The organism is Micromonospora sp. WMMA1976, from assembly GCF_027497335.1.
Taxonomy (GTDB): Bacteria; Actinomycetota; Actinomycetes; order Mycobacteriales; family Micromonosporaceae; genus Micromonospora; species Micromonospora aurantiaca.
On the sequence record NZ_CP114912.1, the window covers coordinates 1,842,618 to 1,861,985 of the forward strand.

The following is a 19,368-nucleotide window of genomic DNA, read 5'->3' on the forward strand; positions in this document are numbered from 1 at the left end:
GCCGCATGCGACAGCCCGGTGACCGCGCTCCGGCCCCCGCGCCGCTCACCCTGATCCAGGACCTGGCCAACACCTGGGACATCGAGGCCGGGCGGGACACCCTGCGCACCGCCGAGGACCTGGCCGCGTTCTGCGCCGCCCGGGGCATCGCGATCACCTGTGCGGACGACGACGCGGTGACCGCACGCGCCCTGCGTGAAGGGCTGCGCGACGCCTGCCAGGCGCACACCGGCGCCGACCTGTCGCCGCCGACCCGGCAGACGCTGGCCCGGTTGTTCGACCGGGCCCCGCTGACCGTGGCGTTCGACGAGGCAGGGGGCGCGCGGCCGGCGCCCGCCCCGGGACTGGCCGGCGCGGACGCGCTCGTGGCCGAGATCGGGCGGGCCGTACTCGACGCGGTCGCCGCCGGCACCTGGCAGCGCCTGAAGGCGTGCGCGGCGCACGGCTGCCGGTGGGTCTACTACGACCACAGCCCCGGCGGGCGGAGCCGCTGGTGCACGATGGACATCTGCGGCGCCCGGGCCAAGATGCGCGCCTACCGGGAACGCAAACGGCCTGGCTGACAGGGATCGCCGGCCGCCGCGACTAGAGTTGCCGCCGACGGGGTCCGACGAGAGGCGGGGATGATCATGCGGGACACCGACCGGGCGCTCGTGCAGGCCGCCACCGCCGTCGCGAAGCTGCGCTGCCGCAGCGACAACCACACCGTCGCCGCCGCCGTACGCAGCACCGACGGCCGGGTGTTCAGCGGGGTGAACGTCTACCACTTCACCGGCGGCCCGTGCGCCGAGGTGGTGGCCCTCGGCGCCGCCGCGACCCAGGGCGCCGGTGAGCTGGAGGCCATCGTGGCGGTGGGGGACCGGGGCCGGGGCGTCCTGCCGCCGTGCGGGCGCTGCCGTCAGGTGCTGCTCGACTACTTCCCGTCGATCAAGGTGATCGTCGGCCCGCCCGACGGGCTGCGCGCGGTCCCGATCGCCGACCTGCTGCCCGAGACGTACGTCTGGTCGGACCAGCAGGTCGAGGTGCCGGCCGGACCGCGGGCCCCGCTGTGGCCGACCCCGGTGGTGCCGGGAGTCCGGCAGGCCGCCGAGGACTGACCCGCGCCCCGGCCGAGCCCCGACACTCAGTCGCCGGCCGCGGCCTCCAGCATCGAGCGGGGGACCGGCACCTGCTCGAAGCGGACCTGCCCCTCCGGCACCATCCAGCTGCTGATCTGCGCGACGAGCCGGCCCGCGCGGACGGCCGGGTCGTTGGCGTACAGCTCACGGGCCATCTGCGGGTCCACCGACAGCACCACGAAACCGCGGACGCGCCCGTCGTCGCCGTCCAGGAACGGTCCCGCCGCGAGCACCGCGCCCTGCTCCACCAACCCGGCCTGGTGCGCCAGGTGGGCGTCCTGGATCCGGTCGAGGGCGTCCTGCGGCAGGTCCGGCGCGTCGTCCGGCCGGACCAGGAGCACCACCGTGTGCCTGTCGAATCGCATGACCTCAGGCTAGGTGCTGCCGGGCCTGTAGTGCCCGGATCGACCAGTCCAGCACCGGCGCCAGGCTCTCGGCCGGTGGCCAGCCGTTGACCAGCGAGAGCAGCTCCAGGTACCGCTCGCGGCGAGGGTCGCGCGCGGTCCGCAACCGGTCCAGCATCCGCCGGCGCAGGCCGGCGTCGTCCGGCCGGCCGCAGAGCCGCGCGTACCGGGCCGCCGCCCGGGCCAGGATCGGATCCGCGTCGGGCGAGGCGGGCTCGACGCCGTCGGCGAGCGCCGGAGCCACCTCCTCCCGGACCACGGCGACCACGTCCCGGCGCACGCCTTCGACGCCGGCCCGGTCCGCCGCGTGCTGCTCGGCCAGCCGGCGCAGCCCGGCCCGGAATCCCGGGTCCAGAGCCAGCTCGGCCAGCTCCACCCACGCCTCGATCTGGGCGTCGTCCGGATCGTCCGGCAGCTCCGGCGTCAGCGACCGGCGGATGCCCGCGAACCCCGGATCGGTCAGGCCGCCGAACGCCGCGTCGAGGAACTCGTCGGCCAGCCGCCGTCGCTCCCGCGCGACCAGGCCGGCCAGCCGGTGCAGCAGGTCGGCCTCGGACGGGGTGGCCCCGCGCCGGGCGATCACCGTGAGCACCGCGCGGCGCGTCCGCAGCAGCCGGATCTGCGCGGTCAGCGCGTCCGCGTGCGCCGAGGCGACCTCGGCCAGGGTGACCTCCCGGGTCACCACCCGGCGCACAGTGGGCAGGTCCACACCCAACTCGCGCAATGTCCGTACCAGGTCGAGCCGGGCCACCGCGGCCGCGTTGTAGCGGCGCTGACCGGCCGGTCCCCGGTCGGTGGGCGGCACGATGCCGCGGTCGGACCAGAACCGGATGGTCTTCACCGGCAGCCCGGTCCGCCGGGCAAGGTCACCGATCGAGTAGCGCTCCGCACCGTCCATGGCATCCACCTTTGCGCCTCCCCCTGGTGGAGGCGCAACCCGTTCAGGTACGCCTTAGCAGGTCAGCTAAGGTAAGGCGTACCTAACCGGAAGGCAAGATCCCTCGTGACCACCGTCGCCGTCCGGCCCGCGCGGGCCGGGGCTCCCGTCCGCCGCGGCACCGTCCGCCGCGTCGCGGTCACCGTGGCGGCGGCGCTCCTGCTCCTGCTCGCGCTGCTGGCCAGCCTGGCGCTCGGCAGCCGGCACCTCCCCGTCGACCAGGTGTGGCACGCGCTGGTGTCGCCGGACGGCGGCGACGCCACCACTGTGGTCCGGGAACTGCGGATGCCGCGTACCGCCCTCGGGCTCGTCGTCGGCCTGGCGCTGGCGCTGGCCGGGGTGCTGTTCCAGGCGGTCACCCGCAACCCGCTGGCCGAGCCGCGCATCCTCGGCATCAGCGCCGGGGCGTCGTTCGGCGTGGTGCTGGCCATCGCGGTGTTCGGGGTGGGCACGCTCGCCGGGTACGTCTGGTTCGGCATCGCCGGCGCGCTGCTCGCCGGACTGCTCGTGTTCGCCATCGCCAACCGCACCCGCGAGGGCGCCAGCCCGGTCACCCTCGCGCTCGTCGGCGCGGCCCTCGACGCGGGTCTCGGCGCCATCGTGTACGCGCTGCTCAGCATCGACGCCCGCACGTTCGAGGAGTACCGCTTCTGGGTGGTCGGCGGACTGACCGGCCGGGGCGTCGGCGTGGCCGGGCAGGTGCTGCCGTTCGTGGTGGCCGGGGTGGTGCTGGCCGCGCTCGCCGCCCGCGGACTGGACGCGCTCGCCCTCGGCGACGACGTGGCCCGGGGACTCGGGCACCGGGTCGCGCTGGTGCGGCTCGCCGCCGGGGCGGGTGGCGTGCTGCTCACCGGTGCGGCGGTGGCCGCCGCCGGGCCGATCGCCTTCGTCGGGCTGGCGGTGCCGCACCTGGCCCGGGCGCTCGTCGGCGCGGACCAGCGGTGGACGCTGCTGGTCGCCGCGCTGCTCGGCCCCGCCCTGCTGCTCACCGCCGACGTGGCCGGCCGCCTCGTCGCCCCACCCGGCGAGATCCCCGCCGGTATCATCACGGCCCTGCTCGGCGCGCCCCTCCTGGCCTTCCTGGTCCACCGAGCCAAGACGGTGACGACATGACCACCCCCACCCCCACCCCCGGCTCCCGCGATCTTGCACTTGCTGCCCGGGCGGAAGGGGCATTCCGGGCACCCGAGGGGCCCGAAGTGCAAGATCAACGGCGAGGGGTGCGACGGCCGCGGGGGCGTGGAGTGCTGCGAGTCGGAGCCGTCGTGGTGCCGTTCCGGTGGCGGCCGGTCGTCGTGGCGGTGGTGCTGTTCGTGCTGCTGTGCGTCGCGGTGGTGGTCAGCCTGTCGCTGGGTACGCCGTACGTCGCCCCCGTCGACGTGGTGCGGTCGCTCTCCGGCGCGGGCACCCCGTACGACCTCGTGGTGCGCGACCTGCGACTGCCTCGCGCGGTCCTCGCGGCGGTGGCCGGGGCGGCCTTCGGCGTGGCCGGCACGCTGATCCAGAGCGTGGCCCGCAACCCGCTGGCCAGCCCCGACGTCATCGGCGTCACCCAGGGCGCCGGGCTGGCCGCGACGATCGCGCTGACCAGCGGCGCGGCGGCGGTGCTGGTGGCGCCGGCGGCGCTGCTCGGCGGCCTGGCCGCGGCGGTGGCGGTGTTCGCGCTCGGCGCCCGGCACGGCCTGGCCGCCCAGCGGTTCGTGCTCGCCGGTGTGGCGGTGGCGTTCGCGTTCCGGGCGCTGATCGAGGTGGTGATGCTCACCGCCGACCCGATCGACGGGCTGCGCGCGCAGATCTGGCTGATCGGCACGCTCGCCGGCAAGGGATGGAGCGAGGCGGCGTGGATCGCCGGCACGCTCGCCGTGCTGCTGCCGGTGCTGCTCTGGGCCGGGTGGGCGCTGCGCAGCAGCGCGCTCGACGACGACACCGCGCGGGGGATCGGCCTGCGGCCGGTGGCCCGGCGCATGGGGCTGGCCGGCACCGGTGTGCTGGCCGCCGCGATGGTCACCGCCCAGGTCGGCGCCGTCGACTTCGTGGCGCTGGTGGCCCCGCAGGTGGCCCGGCGGCTGGTCCGCGCCGAGCGTCCGCCGCTGCTGTGCGCCGCGCTGCTGGGCGCGTTGCTGCTGGTCCTCGCCGACCTCGGCGCCCGCCGGCTGCTGGCGCCGACCCAACTGCCGGCCGGCGTGCTCACCGCGGCGATCGGCGGGCCGTACCTGATCTTCGTGCTGCTGCGCACCCGAGGGAGGCGGTCGTGACCGCGCTGCTGTCCACCCGCGACCTGGTCGTCGGCTACGAGGGCCGGACCGTGCTGGACGGACTCGACCTCGACCTGCCGGCCGACACGTTCACCGTGATCGTCGGCCCGAACGCCTGTGGCAAGTCGACGCTGCTGCGCACGATGGCCCGGTTGCTCACGCCCCGGCGCGGCGCGGTGCTGCTGGACGGCGCGGCGATCCGGGACCTGCCGACCCGGGACGTGGCCCGGCGGCTCGGCGTCCTGCCGCAGAGCCCGCTGGTGCCCGAGGGGATCACCGTGGCCGACCTGGTCGGGCGCGGCCGGCAGCCCTACCAGCGCTGGTGGCGGCAGTGGTCGGCCGAGGACGGACGGGCGGTCGAGGAGGCCATGCGGCTTGCCGACGTCAGCGCGCTCGCCGACCGCCCGGTGGACACGCTCTCCGGCGGGCAGCGCCAGCGGGTGTGGATCGCCATGACGCTGGCCCAGGACACCGACGCGCTGCTGCTGGACGAACCGACCACGTTCCTCGACCTGGCCCACCAGGTGGAGGTGCTGGACCTGCTGCACCGGCTGCGCGCCGAGCGGGGCCGCACAGTGGTGGCCGTGCTGCACGACCTCAACCAGGCCGCCCGGTACGCCGGCCACCTGATCGCCATGCGCGACGGCGCGGTGGTGGCCGCCGGCGAGCCGCGCGAGATCCTCACCGCGGACCTGGTCCGCGACGTGTTCGGGCTGGACTGCGTGGTCGTGCCCTGCCCGGTCAGCGGCGCCCCGCTCGTGGTGCCGGCCCTCAGCCAGGGCGCCCCCACCCGGGCCCTCCACACCCAGACCTCGGCCGTTCCGGCCGTCACGCCGGCTCCGTCCGGCGCCCCCGTCGGCGACGCCTGAGCGCGCCGACCCGCACCACCGAAAGGAACCTGATGCGTCGTCTCGCCGTCGCACTCACCGCCGCCCTCGCTCTCGGCGTCGGTCTCACCGCATGCGGGGAGAGCGACCCCGTCGCCGGCACCGGCACCGGGGAGACCCGGGAGATCACCCACGCCATGGGCACCACGAAGGTGCCCGCCGAGCCCAAGCGCGTGGTCGTGCTCGACACCGACAAGATCGACACCGCGCTGTCGCTGGGCGTCACCCCGGTCGGCGCGGCGACCGCCGGTGAGGCGAAGAGCTGGCCCACCTACTTCGGCGCGGACAAGCTCGCCGGCATCACCGAGGTCGGCGTGCTCACCGAGCCGGACCTGGAGGCGATCAACGCGCTCAACCCGGACCTGATCCTGGGCAGCAAGTTCCGCCAGGAGAAGTTCTACGACGAGCTGTCCAAGATCGCCCCGACCGTGTTCACCGAGAAGGTGGGCATCACCTGGAAGGAGAACTTCCTCCTCGACGGCGCGGCGCTGGGCAAGGAGCAGCAGGCGAAGGACCTGCTGGCCGAGTACGAGAAGCGGGCGAAGGACTTCGGCGCGAAGCTCGGCGACGCCTCGTCCCGCAAGGTCTCCATCGTGCGCTTCATGCCGACCGAGATCCGCCTGTACGGGCCGGACTCGTTCTCCGGCATCGTCGTCGGCGACACCGGCCTGGGCCGCCCCGAGCGGCAGATGCTCGCCGGCAAGGAGGACAAGCGGATGGACCGGGTCAGCCCGGAGCGCATCGCCGAGGCCGACGGCGACGTGGTGTTCGTGACCGCGTACGGCGAGAAGGCCGCCGCCGAGCAGGCGAAGGTCACCGGCGGCACGTTGTGGAAGGGCCTGTCCGCGGTCAAGGCCGGCAAGGCGCACGTGGTCTCCGACGAGATCTGGATGACCGGCATCGGCGTGGGCGCCGCCAACAAGATCCTGGACGACCTGGAGAAGTACCTGGCCGCCTGAGCCCCGATCACCCGCGCCCGTCCAGCCGCACCAGGCCGGACGGGCGCGGGTGTGTCTCAGGCCGTCAACTGCCAGAGCAGGAACGCGTTGAGCGCCACCACGAACGCGGTGATCGCCACCGCCGCGGCGGTGGTGGCCCGGCGGTTGACCAGGCTGCCCATCAGGTCCCGGCGGCGCGTGAACATCACCACCGGGATCAGCGCGAACGGGATGCCGAAGCTCAGCACCACCTGGGACAGCACCAGCGCGCGGGTCGGGTCGACGCCGATCGCGAGCACCGCCAGCGCGGGCAGCAGCGTGATCATCCGGCGTACCAGCAGCGGGATCCGGCGGCGCAGGAAGCCCTGCATGATGATCTCGCCGGCGTACGTGCCGACGCTCGTGGAGGCGAGGCCGGACAGGAGCAGGGCGACCGCGAACCCGACCGCGGCGGCCGTGCCGAGCGTGGTGGCGAGCCCGGCGTGCACGCCTTCCAGGGTGTCGGTGCCGGGGATCGAGGTGCCGTGGAAGCTGCTCGCGGCCACGAGCAGCATGGCCAGGTTGACCGCGCCGGCGATGCCCAGCGCGATCAGCACGTCGATCCGCAGGCCCTTGGCGATCACCCGCCGCTGCGTCTCGCCCTCGGCGGGCAGGCGGTTCGGGGTCAGCGCCGAGTGCACGTAGATGACGTGCGGCATCACCGTCGCGCCCAGGATGCCGGCGGCGAGCAGCATGCTGTCGGTGCCCTGCATCCGGGGCAGCAGCCCGGCCGCGGCGTCGGACACGTCCGGTTGTGCACTGACCAGGTTGACCGCGAACGCCAGCACGATCACGCCGAGCAGCACCGCGATGGCGATCTCGAACGACCGGAAACCCCTGGCGCGCAGCGCCAGGATGGCGAACGAGGCGGCACCGATGATCAGGCCGCCGGGCAGCAGCGGGACGCCGAACAGCAGGTACAGCGCGACCGCCCCGCCGATCACCTCGGCCAGGTCGGTGGCCATGGCGACCAGCTCGGCCTGCGCCCACATGACCCGGTTGAGCGGCCGGGGCAGGTGCTCCCGGCACAGTTCGGGCAGGCTGCGCCCGGTGGCCAGGCCGAGCTTCGCGGTCAGCGTCTGCACCAGCATGGCTGCGAGGTTCGCCGCCACCACCACCCAGACCAGCAGGTACCCGTACCGGGCGCCGGCGGTGGAGTTGGTGGCGAAGTTGCCGGGGTCGACGTAGGCGACCGCCGCCACGAACGCGGGCCCGAGCAGGATGAGCCGGCCGCGTACCGGGCGCGGGGCGCGGGCGGTCCGTAGCGGGGGTACGACAGGCGAGTCGTTCGTTACCACTGGTGCTCCTCGACGACGACTGACGACGAACGGCGGGGGTGCCGGGAGGGCGGCCACGCGGGGGTGTTCCCGACGGATGCCCGCATATGCCACCAACCTGAACCCGTAGGGAGAAAGCAGGCACGGACGATGCCGCCCGCTGTTCGTCCACCGGGCGGAGTCCCCCTGCGGCGCACCGCCCGGGACGACGAACGGCCGCCCCCGGGTAGCGGGGCGGCCGTTCGGTAGGTGGGCGGTGCGGCGGTCGCCGCCGGATACGTTGGTCGGGCGGTGCTCCGGTTCGCCGGACGGGGATCGCGGCGGTCGGTCAGGCGGCGGTGGACCAGATGGCCCGGAACGCGGCTGCCTCACCGGCCAGCCACTGCTCGATCTGCTCGGGCTTGACGTCGGCGGGCATCCGGTGCGCCTCGCCGCGCCGCACGTCGACCAGGACCGGCTCGGCGTGCGGCAGCACCGCGTCCATGTGCCGGGCCATCAGGTGCAGCGTCGCGAGCGTGGCCTCCTCGCTCGGCGGCGCCTCGTCGAAGTGCAGCCGGATCGCCTCGGCCCGGCCGTCGGCGTACCGGACGCCGAACTGTGGGTTGATCTTCACGGGCAGGTCACCCAGCATGGCCAGGGCGTCGCGGGTCTGGGCCAGGTCGACGCCGGCCGGCTCGCCCAGCGAGTGCAGCCAGCGGGTCGCGCCCGGCACGAGCGCCTCGTAGAGCGGGCGCCAGCGCGGCTTGACCAGGTCGGCGACCTGCGCCAGGTGCGTGCCGCCGGTGTGGAAGGCGACGTCGGCCTTGAGCGCCTTGACGAACTGGCCGTGCGGGTTGAAGCCGTGCCGGCTGGCCCGCTGCCGGCGCAGACCGCCGACGAAGGTGGCCTTCGTGGGGCCGGTGCGGTCGACGTACCGGGTGAATCCGAGGAGGGTGGCGTAGGGGGTGACAGGGGTCGCGGAGGTGGGCGCAGTCACGAGCATCCTCCCAGGTCAGCAGCTCGATTAGTACATACATTCTAATCGACGGGTCTGACATCGCCCAGGGCACGAAAAGGGCCGCCCGGACATCCCGGGCGGCCCTTTTTCGCGTAGTCCTACAGCTGGCCGACGTCGGTGATCCGGACCGCAGCCGCGCCGATCTCGTCCGAGGCGGCCAGGTCGATCTCGGCGCTGATGCCCCAGTCGTGGTCGCCGTCCGGGTCGTCCAGGATCTGCCGGACGGTCCACCTGTCGCGGCCCTGCTCGATCATCAGCAGCGCCGGCCCGCGCGCATCAGGCCCCACCCCGATGGAGTCGTACGTCTCGAAGTACGGCTCCAGCGCGTCGGCCCAGGCGTCGGCGTTCCAGCCGTCGCCCGCGTCCAGCTCGCCGAGCAGGTCCCAGCGGCGCAGCGCGGCCAGCTCGACGCGGCGGAACATCGCGTTGCGCACCAGCACCCGGAACGCCCGCGCGTTGCGGGTCACCGCGGGCGGCCGGTCGTCCAGCGAGGTGGCCACCTCGGCCACGTCCGACGGGTTGCGCAGCCGCTCCCACTCGTCGATCAGGCTGGAGTCGACCTGGCGGACCAGCTCGCCCAGCCACTCGATGAGGTCGACCAGCTCCTCGGTCTTGGCGTCCTCGGGGACGGTCTGCCGCAGCGTCTTGTACGCGTCGGCGAGGTAGCGCAGCACCAGCCCCTCGGACCGGGACAGCCCGTAGAACTGGACGTACTCGGGGAACGTCATGGCCCGCTCGTACATGTCCCGCACCACGGACTTGGGGGAGAGCTGGTGGTCGGCGACCCACGGGTGGCCCTGCCGGTACATCTCGTACGCGGACTCCAGCAGCTCGGCGAGCGGCTTGGGCCAGGTCACCTCGTCGAGCAGTTCGAGGCGTGCCTCGTACTCGATGCCCTCGGCCTTCATCGCGGCGACCGCCTCGCCGCGGGCCTTGAACTGCTGCGCGGACAGCACCTGGCGCGGGTCGTCGAGGATCGACTCGATCACGCTGAGCACGTCGAGCGCGTACGACGGGGACTCCCGGTCGAGCAGCTCGACGGTGGCCAGCGCGAGCGGCGACAGCGGCTGGTTGAGCGCGAAGTCGAGCTGGAGGTCGACGGTGAGGCGTACCCGGCGGCCGGTCTCGTCCGGCTCGGGCAGCTCCTCGACCACGCCGCCGGCGCGCAGCGCCCGGTAGATGGCGATGGCCCGGCGGATGTGCCGTCGCTGCGCGGCCGGGTCCTCGTGGTTGTCGGTGAGCAGGTGCCGCATCGAGGCGAACGCGTCGCCGGGGCGGCCGATCACGTTGAGCAGCATCGAGTGGCTGACCTGGAAGCTGGAGGTGAGCGGCTCCGGCTCGGCCTCGACCAGGCGCTGGAACGTCGGCTCACCCCAGCCGATCGAGCCCTCCGGCGGCTTCTTCTTCACCACCTTGCGGCGCTTGCGCGGGTCGTCGCCGGCCTTCGCGAGCGCCTTCTCGTTCTCGATCACGTGCTCGGGGGCCTGCACCACGACCCGGCCCAGCGTGTCGAACCCGGCCCGCCCGGCCCGGCCGGCGATCTGGTGGAACTCGCGGGCCTTCAGCAGGCGCGTCCGCACCCCGTCGTACTTCGAGAGGCCGGTGAACAGCACGGTACGGATCGGCACGTTGATGCCGACACCGAGCGTGTCGGTACCGCAGATGACCTTGAGCAGGCCGGCCTGGGCGAGCGTCTCGACCAGGCGGCGGTACTTCGGGAGCATGCCGGCGTGGTGCACGCCGATGCCGTGCCGGACCAGCCGGGACAGCGTCGTGCCGAAGCCGGAGGTGAACCGGAAGTTGCCGATCGCACTCGCGATCATGTCCTTCTCGGCGCGGGTGCAGACGTTCACGCTCATCAGCGCCTGGGCGCGTTCCAGCGCGGCGGCCTGGGTGAAGTGCACGACGTACACCGGGGCCTGCTTGGTCTCCAGCAGTTCCTCGAGCGTCTCGTGCAGCGGCGTGGTCGCGTACGAGAAGAGGAGCGGGACCGGCCGCTCGGCCGAGCGGACGACGGCGGTCGGCCGCCCGGTGCGCCGGGTCAGGTCGTCGACGAAGCGGGTGGTGTCGCCGAGCGTGGCCGACATCAGCACGAACTGGGCCTGCGGCAGCTCGATCAGCGGCACCTGCCACGCCCAGCCGCGGTCCGGCTCGGCGTAGAAGTGAAACTCGTCCATGATCACCTGGCCGACGTCGGCGCGGCGGCCCTCGCGCAGCGCCAGGTTGGCCAGGATCTCCGCGGTGCAGCAGATGATCGGCGCGTCCGCGTTGACGCTGGCGTCGCCGGTGAGCATGCCGACGTTCTCCGCGCCGAAGACCTCGCACAGCGCGAAGAACTTCTCCGAGACCAGCGCCTTGATCGGCGCGGTGTAGAAGGTCGTCCGGTCGTCGGCCAGCGCGGCGAAGTGCGCCGCGATCGCGACCAGGCTCTTGCCCGAGCCGGTCGGCGTATTCATGATCACGTTCGCGCCGGAGACGATCTCGATGACCGCCTCCTCCTGATGGGGATAGAGGTCCAGGCCGCGCTCGGACGCCCAGGAGGCGAACGCGTCGTAGAGGGTGTCGGGGTCGGCGGTCTTCGGCAGCGCGGCGGTGAGAGTCATGGCGGCTCCCATCGTGCCTGGATCACACCCGGCCGCGCCAACCGGGTTCAGCGCAACGGGTTCAGCGCCGCCGGTGGATCAGGTCGAAGACCTCCCGGCCGGCGGTCAGCGCGCGGCGTTCGAACTTCGTCACCGGCCGGTGCGCCGGGCGGGGCGCGAAGCCGCCGTACACGTCGACCAGCTCCGGGTCGGCGGTGAGCGTCTCGCGCATCGACTCGGCGTACTCGGCCCAGTCCGTCGCGCAGTGCAGCGTGCCGCCCGGCGCCAGCCGGGAGCGCAGCAGCGCCACGTGCGCCGGCGCGATGATCCGCCGCTTGTGGTGGCGCGTCTTCGGCCACGGGTCGGGGAAGAAGACGTGCACCGCGTCCAGGCAGCCCTCCGGCATGGCCCGGACCAGGTCCAGCGCGTCCCCCTCGGCCACCCGGACGTTGTCCAGACCGTGGCGTTCCACCAGGTCGAGCAGGTTGGCGATTCCCGGCGTATGGACCTCGACCGCCAGATAGTGTCGGTCCCGGTCGGCCGCCGCCATCACGGCGGTGGCGTCGCCCATGCCGGAGCCGATCTCCAGCACCAGCGGCGCCCGTCGTCCGAACAGAGCCGTCGGATCGCACGGCCCGTCGAGGGCGGCGATCTCCAGGCCGTACGCGGGCCAGAGCCGGGTGAGCGCGTCGCGCTGCCGCTCGCTCATCCGTCCGCGACGCGGATGGAAGGTGCGGATGCGGCCGGCGGCGATGTCGGGGAGGGTCACAGCGACCCGAGCCTAGCCCGGATCGGATGTGATGTGCGCCCAGGGGTGAGAGGATTCATCCCGTACGCCGGGAGGGGTCATGGGGTCGTTCAGGGTACGTGAGGCGCTGCTGGTCGCGGCCGCCGCGTGCGCCGCCCCGCTGGCCGGCGCGCTGCCCGCCCAGGCCGAGCCGGTGCCGGAACAGCCCCCGGCCGACGTGATCTTCGTGGAGGTCACCCCGGGCACCGTCTCGCCCGGCTACCTCGTCGGCATCCGGGCGAGCTGCCGGAACAACACAGTGCCGGCGATCGTCACCTCGGACGCGTTCGGCAGGATCCAGGTCCAGCCGCAGCGCGGCCTGCTCACCGCCTCGCCGATGGTCCACGAGCGCACCCGGCCCGGCAACTACCGGGTCAAGCTGGAGTGCCCGGGCGGGGAGACCGCCTCCACGATGCTCCAGGTGGTCAAGCAGGGGCAGCCCACCCGGCAGCCGACCCACCCGCCCAGTCACCTGCCCAGCCGCGGCCCGGCGACCGGGTTCGGCGGCACCGCCGGGCCCGGGCTCGGTGGCCTGCTGGTGCCGGTCGGGCTGGCGGTGACAGTGGTCGGCGCCGGGATCGGCGTGGCCGCGTCCCGCCGGCAGGCCCGCGGCGCCGCCGGACGCTGAGGCCGGTCATGGCCGAGCACTTCGTTCCGCCGCCCGCCGGATCCCGGCGCTTCGGCCGGCCGTTCCTCGCCCTGCCTCCGCCCGCCGCGCCACCGACCGGCACCGCCCGGTTCTCCGGGGCTGATCCGGCCGCCGCGCCCCGGACCGGACCGCGCTCGGGGAGTGGGTCTGCCGCCGGGACGGGTCCGACCGCCGGGACCGGACCGTCTGCCGTGCCGGTCTCCGGGTCGCGGCCGTGGATGCCGCCGCCCGCCGCGTCGCGACCGTGGTATCCGCCCTCGGCCGACCCGCCGGCCCTGCGCCCGGGGCCCGCCGGGCCGCCGCCGGTCGAGCCGCCACCGGCGCCGCCGGGCAGGGGGGACCGGGGCCGGGGTTCCTGGTCGAAGCCGCTGGCGGTGGTGCTGGTGCTGGTCGGCGTGTTCGCCACCGGGGCCGGCCTCGGGCGCACGGCCGGGCCGTTCGACTTCGCCGATGCGTCCACCGGGTCGAGCCGGTCGAACGGGCCGGGTGCGGCGGCCCCGGCGAGTGCTGCCGCACCGGTCCGGAAGCCGGCGAGCCGGCCGGTACGCCTGGCCGTTCCGGCCATCAAGGTCAACGCGCCGGTGACCCCGGTCGGGCAGGCGAAGGACGGCTCGGTGGACGTACCGCCGCTGACCGAGCACGACCAGACCGGCTGGTACGACAGGGCAGCGGTGCCCGGCGACCCGGGCCGGGCGATCATCGTGGGCCACGTCGACACCAAGAGCGGGCCGGCCGTCTTCTACCGGCTGCGCTCGCTCAAGCCGGGCGCCCGGATCCAGGTGACCCGCGCCGACCGCAGCGTGGTGACCTTCAAGGTGGACAGCGTCGAGTACTTCGACAAGTCGAACCTGCCCGCCGCCCGGGTCTACGGCGACTCGGGCCCGGCCGAGCTGCGCCTGATCACCTGCGGCGGCGAGTGGGTCGGCGGCCGTACCGGCTACCAGGACAACGTGATCGTCTTCGCGTCCCTCGCTCGCTGACCGCTCCCGCCCGGCCCGCCCGGCCCACCCGACCCGCCCTGACCACGTCGATCATGAGGTTAGCGGCGCAGGTTGCCCGCTTCGTCCCCGCCAACTTCATGATCGCCGAGCGGAGACGCGGAGCGCCGGGACCGTGGAAGATCTTGGTAGGAAACGGCCCCTATGGGGGCGCAAATCTTCCAAGATCTGCGCGCGCCCCGGCCCTGACCACGTCGATCATGAGGTTGGCGGTGACGAAACGGGCAACCTGTACCGCCAACTTCATGATCGACCGAGAAGACAAGGGAAGGCGGGGGAAGGCGGGGGTCAGGGGGTGGCGGGGACCTGCTGGACCACCTCGAACTCCAGCAGGGTGGCGCCGGTGGCGACGGGCTTGCGGGGTTCGCCGCCCTCGGCGTGCGCGGCCCGGGACGGGCCCTGCGCCCACGCCTGATAGGCCTCCTCGCTCTCCCAGCGCGTGTACACGAAGTAGCGGGTGTCCCCGGCGACCGGGCGCAGCAGCTCGAAACCGAGGAAGCCGGGGGAGTTCTCCACCGCGCCGGCCCGGGCCGCGAACCGCTTCTCCAGCTCCTCGCCGGCGCCGGACGGGACGTCGATCGCGTTGATCTTCACGACAGCCATGTGTCCACCCTAACCAGCGTCGCGCTCAGAACGTCTCGACGGCCGGTGCCAGGCCCGCGTCGACCACGATCGGGGCGTGGTCGGACGGGCCCTTGCCCTTGCGGGCCTCCCGGTCCACGTACGCGGAGCGGACCGTGCGGGCGAACGACGCGCTCGCGTACACCAGGTCGATCCGCATGCCCTTGTTCTGGTGGAACATCCCGGCCCGGTAGTCCCAGTACGTGAACGGGTGCGGCCCCTTCATCGGCGTCGGCACCACGTCCTCCAGTCCCAGGTCACGCAGCGCGGCGAGGGCGGCCCGCTCGGCTGGGGTGACGTGGGTGGAGGTGACGAACAGCGCCGGGTCCCAGACGTCGGCGTCGGTGGGCGCCACGTTGAAGTCGCCGCAGACGGCCACCGGCAGGGGGCCGGCGACCTCGGCTTCCAGCGCGTCGCGCAGCGCCGCGAACCAGGCCAGCTTGTACGCGTAGTGCGGGTCGTCCGGCGCACGGCCGTTCGGCACGTACACCGACCAGACCCGCAGCCCGTCGCAGGTGGCCGAGATGGCGCGGGCCTCGGGCTCGGGGAACCCGGGCTCGCCCGGGAAGCCGACCGCCACGTCGGCCAGCCCGACCCGGGACAGCACGGCGACGCCGTTCCACCGCCCGTCGCTGTGGCTGGCCACCTCGTAGCCCAGCTCGCCCACCTCGGCGACCGGGAACGCCCCGTCGGGGCACTTGGTCTCCTGCAGGCACACGACGTCGGGTTTCGTGGTGGCCAGCCAGTCGAGCAGCCGGGGCAGGCGGGCCTTCACCGAGTTGACGTTCCAGGTCGCCAGGCGCATGTCCCCAGCCTGCCGCATCGCCGCCCGCCCCGCCGCCTCAGCGCTCCGGGGTGTCGCCGGGGCGGGTCTGCTCGGCGAGGAAGCGTTCCAGCTCGGCCCCGAGTTCGTCGGCGGTGGGCAGCGGCCCGGTCTCGCCGGCGAGCAGGTTCTTCTCGCCCCGGCCGCGGGCGAACGCGTCGTACTGCTCCTCCAGCGCCTGGACCAGCGTCGCCGCCTCCTCGGTCTGGGTGACCTGGCGGTCGATCTCCACCCGGACCGCCTCGGCGGCGGTCCGCAGCGCCTCGACGGGCAGCAGCAGGCCGGTGCTGCGGGACACGGCGGACAGCAGCGCCTCGGCGGCGGCCGGGTACTCGGCCTGGGCCACGTAGTGCGGCACGTGCGCGGCGAAGCCGAGGGCGTCGCGCCCCTGCTCGCCGAGGCGGTACTCCAGCAGGTGACCGACGCCGGCCGGCACCTGCACCTTCTGCAGCCACGGCTCGTGCCCGGCGATCAGGTCCTTGCGGGTGGCGTGCGCGGTGACGCCGCTGGGCCGGGTGTGCGGCACGGCCATCGGGATCGAGTTGAGCCCGACGGTGAGGCGGACGTCGAGGCGGGCGCTGAGCCCGGCGACGGCGGCCACGAAACGCTCCCACTGCAGGTCCGGCTCCGGGCCGGTGAGCAGCAGGAACGGGGTCTCGTCGTCGTCGCGCAGCAGGTGCAGCTCCAGCGCCGGGGCGTCGTATGACTCCCAGTGGTCCTCGACGAACGTCATCACCGGGCGGCGGGAGCGGTAGTCGAAGACCTGGTCCACGTCGAAGCGGGCGATGACCTGGGCGTCGAGCGAGGTGAGCAGCTGTTCCCGGGCCAGCCGGGTGGCGTTGCCGGCGTCGACGAAGCCGGTGAGCGCCTGGATCAGCACCGGCTGGCCGAGCTCGGGCAGCTCGTCGGTGAGTTCGTAGAGCTCGTGTGGATCGAGCACCGGTGGGGTCCTCCCTGTCGACGCGTGCGGGGGAGCGCCGAGTGTGCGGACTCCCCGGTTCGGCAAACGTACCGGGGTGGGTGGTCCATTCCGTTACGGCCACGTCCGATGCCCGGATGATGATCACGATTCGGCTACGCCCCGGTCCGGCGACCCATATCCGGATCGTCCGAACGGACGAGTTAGTCGATCATCGGGCGGGACCTGGAGGTCTGCGGCGTTTCTGCCCGCGCCGCCGCGCGCGCCGTCGCCCGGGTGATTGGTCCGGTTCCCGAGGTCCGTGGTTCGCCGGCCCGCACCGGGGTGGACCGTCCGCTTCGGAGCGGCCAAAGTGTGGCGAGGGCCACCCTTTCGGCCTGGGTGATCCCGGTTTGCCCTGCCTAGCCTCGTCGGATGCGTAACGACGGCAACCTCGACGACCCGTTCGGCTCCGGCCGCCCGGCTGACCGTTCGGACGATACCCCCTCCACCAACCGTTCGGCGAAGCTCCAGGGACTCTTCCGGCGTACCCGCTTCTGGGCACCCATGAACCCCCGGCCCGGCCGGACGAAGCTGGCGGTCGCCACCGGCGCGGCCTGCTGCCTCGGCCTGGTCGGTGTCAGCCAGGCCGGCTTCGGCGCCCCGGACCGCGCCGCCACCCCGGCGCCCTCGGCGGAGGTCGCCGAGCGCGCGGAGGTCGACCCGGCCTCCCGGGCCATGACCCGGCCGAGCACCGCCCCCGCCACCCCCAGCGCCACCCCGTCCGCGACGGCGAGCCCCAAGGCGACCACCAAGCCCAAGCCGAAGAAGACCGTCCGGCAGATCGTTCCGGTCGCCGGCCTGGACCGCACCCAGATGAACAACGCCAAGAAGATCGTGCAGGCCGGCAGGGAGATGGGCATGCCGCGCCGCGCCCTGGTCATCGCGGTGGCCACCGCCATGCAGGAGAGCACCCTGCTCAACTACGCCAGCGGCGTGCTGCCCGAGTCGCAGAACTACCCGCACCAGGCCATCGGCTGGGACCACGACTCGGTCGGGCTGTTCCAGCAGCGCCCCAGCAGCGGCTGGGGCACCGTCGAGCAGCTCATGGACCCCGAGTACGCGACGAAGGCGTTCCTGTCCGCGCTGGCCGAGATCCCCGGCTGGCAGAGCCTGCCGCTCTCGGTGGCCGCCCAGGCCGTGCAGATCTCCGCGTTCCCGGACGCGTACGCCCAGCACGAGTGGCGCGCCGGCGAGGTGGTGGCCGAGATCCTGGGCTGACCCGGACGGGTGGTTGCGGAAGGGCCGATTCGGGTATCAGGGGGCTTGCCGGTCCCAGGTACACATGAAGGGGACCGCGGGACGGGAGGACTCTCATGTCGCTGATGCAACGGATCACCGCCTTCCTGCGGTCGCCGCGGGGCCAGCAACTGGTCGATCGCGGCCGGCGTGAGATGTCGAAGCCGGAGAACCAGGCCCGGCTGCGGCAGATCGCGACCCGGCTGCAGTCGCGCCGGCGCTGACCCGCGTCACCCCGCCGCACGAGCCTCCGGAGCCCTTCGTGACCGACCCCGCCCCCGTCGACGGGGAGCCCAACGCCGTCCCCGCCGCCCCCGTCCCGCCGGTGGAGGTGCCCGAGGCGCCACCGGCCAAGCTGTGGGACCGGATGCGGGAGGATCCGCAGTACGCGCCGGAGCACCTGGCCCTGGAGGCGGTGCGCCGGCTCGGCCCGGAGGCCGCCCAGTGGGCCGCCCGGGAGCGGGCGCTGCGGCCGGACGCCCCGCCGGAGCACCTGGCCGACCAGGCGGTCCGCAAGTTCGTCAACCACGCCCGGCTCTCCGGTGCGGTGTCCGGCGCGGCCGGGCTGCCCGGCGCGGTGATCGACGTGGGCGTGCTGGCCTGGACCCAGGCCCGGCTGGTGCTGCACGTCGCGGCCGCCTACGGCGTCGACCCGGCGCACCCGGACCGGGCCACCGACCTGCTGGTGCTCCAGCGGGTGCACAAGGTCGCCGAGACGGCCCGCCTCGCGCTGGGCGTGGCCGCCGGCCGGGAGCGCGCCGGAGCCCTGTTCGGCTCCGCCGGTGACCGGGCGCTGGGCCGGGTGATGCTCCAGCTCGGGGTCCGGCTGGCCCGGATGGCCGGGGTGCGGGCCGCCAAGCGGATGTTCGCCAAGGTCGTGCCGGGCGCCGCGATCGTGCTCGGCACCTGGGCCAACTCGTCGGCCACCAAGGAACTGGCCGACCGTACGCGTGCCCTCTACCGCGCCGCCGGTCCCCCGCAGCTACCCGGCCCGCGCCAGCCCTGACCAGCCGGAGGCGTCCCAGGCCACCTCGGCCAGCCGGCCCTGCCCGGTCGCGTTCGGGTGGAACCAGTCGAGCGCGTTGACCTGGTCCAGGTCGAAGCGGTGGCGGTGCACCGCGCCGCCGTCCCACCGGCAGCGTGACCCGTACGCCCGGCAGGCGGCGCGCAGTTGCCCGTCGTACGCCTCGATCCGGTCCTTGACGCGGGCCCGGCGGGCCACCGCGGCGGGTGCGGTCGACGTGGCGCCTGCGAGCAGCGACGGGCAGACGCCCCGCGACCAGGCCCGCACGGCGCGGGGCTCGGTGTGCCCGATCTGCCAGAGCCGGTACAGGTCCGGGATGCTGACCACCAGCACCCGGGCCTTCGGCCGGCCCTCGCGCAGCACGCCCAGCCCCGCGTCGACCTGGTCGCGGAAGGTGGCGACCGGCGTCATGTCGTCGACGTCGCCCCGGCAGGCGTCGTTCGCCCCGATCAGCACGGTGACCAGGTCGGCCTTGTCGCGTACCGCCGACCGGGCCTGGCCGGCCAGCGCGGCCGCGCGCGCCCCGGGCACCGCCCGGTTGTACGCCCGCAGCCCCGGCGCGTCGGCGCGCAGCCGCCGGTAGAGGCTATCCACCCGCAGGCCGTCCCCGGTCGACCAGGAGTTGCGTTCGCAGCTCACCAGCACCAGGCAGGAGCCGTAGCCGGTGCTGACCGAGTCGCCGAGCGCGACCAGCACCCGGGGCTCGCCGGGGGCGGGTGTGCCGGACGGCCGGGGTGACGCCTCGCCGGAGCCGTCACAGGCCAGCGCGACGAGCGCCGCCAGGCAGGCCAGCGCGGCGATCCAGCGTCTCATCGGTCCCCCGTCCGGCGGCGGC

Annotated in this window: 21 protein-coding genes; 11 read left to right on the forward strand and 10 right to left on the reverse strand. The window is 74.1% G+C overall.

Annotated features, from left to right (window positions below; translation table 11 throughout):
• Positions 1–5 precede the first annotated feature (5 nt).
• Together O7546_RS08650 and O7546_RS08655 are read left to right on the forward strand one after the other, a co-directional pair.
• Positions 6–563 carry a CGNR zinc finger domain-containing protein gene (locus O7546_RS08650; protein WP_281600713.1) on the forward strand — a complete coding sequence of 186 codons (558 nt, stop codon included), beginning with the start codon at positions 6–8 and terminating at the stop codon, positions 561–563.
• A 66-nt stretch (positions 564–629) separates the two neighbouring features.
• Entirely contained in the window at positions 630–1,097 is a 468-nt protein-coding gene (locus O7546_RS08655) for a cytidine deaminase (RefSeq protein ID WP_228532080.1), read from the forward strand.
• Positions 1,098–1,123: 26 nt separating this feature from the next.
• Here the strand turns inward: O7546_RS08655 and O7546_RS08660 are convergent, their stop codons facing one another.
• Both O7546_RS08660 and O7546_RS08665 read right to left on the reverse strand, forming a co-directional pair.
• Positions 1,124–1,483 (reverse strand): YciI family protein, encoded by a 360-nt coding sequence (locus tag O7546_RS08660; RefSeq protein ID WP_194800958.1) that lies wholly within the window; start codon positions 1,481–1,483, stop codon positions 1,124–1,126.
• Positions 1,484–1,487: 4 nt separating this feature from the next.
• Positions 1,488–2,420 carry a MerR family transcriptional regulator gene (locus O7546_RS08665; RefSeq protein ID WP_194800959.1) on the reverse strand — a complete coding sequence of 311 codons (933 nt, stop codon included), beginning with the start codon at positions 2,418–2,420 and terminating at the stop codon, positions 1,488–1,490.
• 105 nt (positions 2,421–2,525) lie between these two features.
• Between O7546_RS08665 and O7546_RS08670 the strand changes: the two genes are divergently transcribed.
• From O7546_RS08670 to O7546_RS08685, 4 genes are all read left to right on the forward strand, one after another.
• Complete coding sequence (locus O7546_RS08670) at positions 2,526–3,572, forward strand: iron ABC transporter permease (RefSeq protein WP_194800960.1); 1,047 nt, start codon at positions 2,526–2,528, stop codon at positions 3,570–3,572.
• Positions 3,573–3,703: 131 nt separating this feature from the next.
• Positions 3,704–4,714, forward strand: coding sequence for an iron ABC transporter permease (locus O7546_RS08675; RefSeq protein WP_281600714.1), 1,011 nt, complete (start codon positions 3,704–3,706; stop codon positions 4,712–4,714).
• On the forward strand, positions 4,711–5,583 hold the full coding sequence (locus tag O7546_RS08680; protein WP_194800961.1) for an ABC transporter ATP-binding protein: 873 nt from the start codon (positions 4,711–4,713) through the stop codon (positions 5,581–5,583). Before O7546_RS08675 ends, O7546_RS08680 begins: the two co-directional genes overlap by 4 nt.
• Before the next feature lie 32 nt (positions 5,584–5,615).
• The gene (locus O7546_RS08685; protein ID WP_135239286.1) at positions 5,616–6,560 is read left to right on the forward strand and encodes an iron-siderophore ABC transporter substrate-binding protein; all 945 of its coding nucleotides are present in this window, start codon (positions 5,616–5,618) and stop codon (positions 6,558–6,560) included.
• A gap of 56 nt (positions 6,561–6,616) precedes the next feature.
• Here the strand turns inward: O7546_RS08685 and O7546_RS08690 are convergent, their stop codons facing one another.
• The 4 genes from O7546_RS08690 to trmB form a co-directional block, all read right to left on the reverse strand.
• Positions 6,617–7,876, reverse strand: coding sequence for an Nramp family divalent metal transporter (locus tag O7546_RS08690; protein ID WP_194800962.1), 1,260 nt, complete (start codon positions 7,874–7,876; stop codon positions 6,617–6,619).
• A 307-nt stretch (positions 7,877–8,183) separates the two neighbouring features.
• Positions 8,184–8,831: a hypothetical protein gene (locus O7546_RS08695; protein WP_194800963.1), complete on the reverse strand. Its 648-nt coding sequence runs from the start codon at positions 8,829–8,831 to the stop codon at positions 8,184–8,186.
• Positions 8,832–8,950: 119 nt separating this feature from the next.
• On the reverse strand, positions 8,951–11,455 hold the full coding sequence (locus O7546_RS08700; protein ID WP_269696517.1) for a DEAD/DEAH box helicase: 2,505 nt from the start codon (positions 11,453–11,455) through the stop codon (positions 8,951–8,953).
• A gap of 61 nt (positions 11,456–11,516) precedes the next feature.
• Positions 11,517–12,143 carry a tRNA (guanosine(46)-N7)-methyltransferase TrmB gene (gene trmB, locus O7546_RS08705; protein WP_228532151.1) on the reverse strand — a complete coding sequence of 209 codons (627 nt, stop codon included), beginning with the start codon at positions 12,141–12,143 and terminating at the stop codon, positions 11,517–11,519.
• Between the two features lie 139 nt (positions 12,144–12,282).
• Here trmB and O7546_RS08710 point away from each other — a divergent pair, with 139 nt between their 5' ends.
• Complete coding sequence (locus tag O7546_RS08710) at positions 12,283–12,849, forward strand: hypothetical protein (protein WP_281600715.1); 567 nt, start codon at positions 12,283–12,285, stop codon at positions 12,847–12,849.
• A gap of 212 nt (positions 12,850–13,061) precedes the next feature.
• Positions 13,062–13,850 carry a class F sortase gene (locus tag O7546_RS08715; RefSeq protein WP_269696518.1) on the forward strand — a complete coding sequence of 263 codons (789 nt, stop codon included), beginning with the start codon at positions 13,062–13,064 and terminating at the stop codon, positions 13,848–13,850.
• Between the two features lie 306 nt (positions 13,851–14,156).
• Here O7546_RS08715 and O7546_RS08720 read toward each other — a convergent pair whose 3' ends face one another.
• The 3 genes from O7546_RS08720 to O7546_RS08730 are packed head-to-tail and all read right to left on the reverse strand — an operon-like array spanning position 14,157 to position 16,252.
• Positions 14,157–14,471 (reverse strand): antibiotic biosynthesis monooxygenase, encoded by a 315-nt coding sequence (locus O7546_RS08720; protein WP_194800967.1) that lies wholly within the window; start codon positions 14,469–14,471, stop codon positions 14,157–14,159.
• Positions 14,472–14,496: 25 nt separating this feature from the next.
• Complete coding sequence (locus O7546_RS08725; protein WP_281600716.1) at positions 14,497–15,294, reverse strand: exodeoxyribonuclease III; 798 nt, start codon at positions 15,292–15,294, stop codon at positions 14,497–14,499.
• A 37-nt stretch (positions 15,295–15,331) separates the two neighbouring features.
• On the reverse strand, positions 15,332–16,252 hold the full coding sequence (locus O7546_RS08730) for a PAC2 family protein (protein ID WP_194800969.1): 921 nt from the start codon (positions 16,250–16,252) through the stop codon (positions 15,332–15,334).
• Between the two features lie 393 nt (positions 16,253–16,645).
• Between O7546_RS08730 and O7546_RS08735 the strand changes: the two genes are divergently transcribed.
• The 3 genes from O7546_RS08735 to O7546_RS08745 all read left to right on the forward strand — a co-directional run bounded on the left by O7546_RS08735 (position 16,646) and on the right by O7546_RS08745 (position 18,515).
• Positions 16,646–17,491 (forward strand): peptidase M23, encoded by an 846-nt coding sequence (locus O7546_RS08735; RefSeq protein ID WP_281600717.1) that lies wholly within the window; start codon positions 16,646–16,648, stop codon positions 17,489–17,491.
• Positions 17,492–17,586: 95 nt separating this feature from the next.
• Positions 17,587–17,733 (forward strand): hypothetical protein, encoded by a 147-nt coding sequence (locus tag O7546_RS08740; RefSeq protein ID WP_166456378.1) that lies wholly within the window; start codon positions 17,587–17,589, stop codon positions 17,731–17,733.
• 38 nt (positions 17,734–17,771) lie between these two features.
• On the forward strand, positions 17,772–18,515 hold the full coding sequence (locus O7546_RS08745; RefSeq protein WP_194800971.1) for an EcsC family protein: 744 nt from the start codon (positions 17,772–17,774) through the stop codon (positions 18,513–18,515).
• On the opposite strand, the gene O7546_RS08750 is transcribed toward O7546_RS08745, so the two are convergent.
• The gene (locus tag O7546_RS08750) at positions 18,492–19,346 is read right to left on the reverse strand and encodes a GDSL-type esterase/lipase family protein (RefSeq protein ID WP_194800972.1); all 855 of its coding nucleotides are present in this window, start codon (positions 19,344–19,346) and stop codon (positions 18,492–18,494) included. The two genes, O7546_RS08745 and O7546_RS08750, sit on opposite strands and share 24 nt — an antisense overlap.
• Between the last annotated feature and the right edge of the window lie 22 nt (positions 19,347–19,368).

Bases quoted from the DNA above. Each gene is read 5' to 3' on its own strand.
- O7546_RS08700 (WP_269696517.1), bottom strand. From the start codon at position 11,455: ATGACTCTCACCGCCGCGCTGCCGAAGACCGCCGACCCCGACACCCTC.
- O7546_RS08710 (WP_281600715.1), top strand. From the start codon at position 12,283: ATGGGGTCGTTCAGGGTACGTGAGGCGCTGCTGGTCGCGGCCGCCGCG.
- O7546_RS08750 (WP_194800972.1), bottom strand. From the start codon at position 19,346: ATGAGACGCTGGATCGCCGCGCTGGCCTGCCTGGCGGCGCTCGTCGCG.
- O7546_RS08650 (WP_281600713.1), top strand. From the start codon at position 6: ATGCGACAGCCCGGTGACCGCGCTCCGGCCCCCGCGCCGCTCACCCTG.
- O7546_RS08655 (WP_228532080.1), top strand. From the start codon at position 630: ATGCGGGACACCGACCGGGCGCTCGTGCAGGCCGCCACCGCCGTCGCG.
- O7546_RS08725 (WP_281600716.1), bottom strand. From the start codon at position 15,294: ATGCGCCTGGCGACCTGGAACGTCAACTCGGTGAAGGCCCGCCTGCCC.
- trmB (WP_228532151.1), bottom strand. From the start codon at position 12,143: ATGAGCGAGCGGCAGCGCGACGCGCTCACCCGGCTCTGGCCCGCGTAC.
- O7546_RS08740 (WP_166456378.1), top strand. From the start codon at position 17,587: ATGTCGCTGATGCAACGGATCACCGCCTTCCTGCGGTCGCCGCGGGGC.
- O7546_RS08665 (WP_194800959.1), bottom strand. From the start codon at position 2,420: ATGGACGGTGCGGAGCGCTACTCGATCGGTGACCTTGCCCGGCGGACC.
- O7546_RS08660 (WP_194800958.1), bottom strand. From the start codon at position 1,483: ATGCGATTCGACAGGCACACGGTGGTGCTCCTGGTCCGGCCGGACGAC.
- O7546_RS08720 (WP_194800967.1), bottom strand. From the start codon at position 14,471: ATGGCTGTCGTGAAGATCAACGCGATCGACGTCCCGTCCGGCGCCGGC.
- O7546_RS08735 (WP_281600717.1), top strand. From the start codon at position 16,646: ATGCGTAACGACGGCAACCTCGACGACCCGTTCGGCTCCGGCCGCCCG.
- O7546_RS08685 (WP_135239286.1), top strand. From the start codon at position 5,616: ATGCGTCGTCTCGCCGTCGCACTCACCGCCGCCCTCGCTCTCGGCGTC.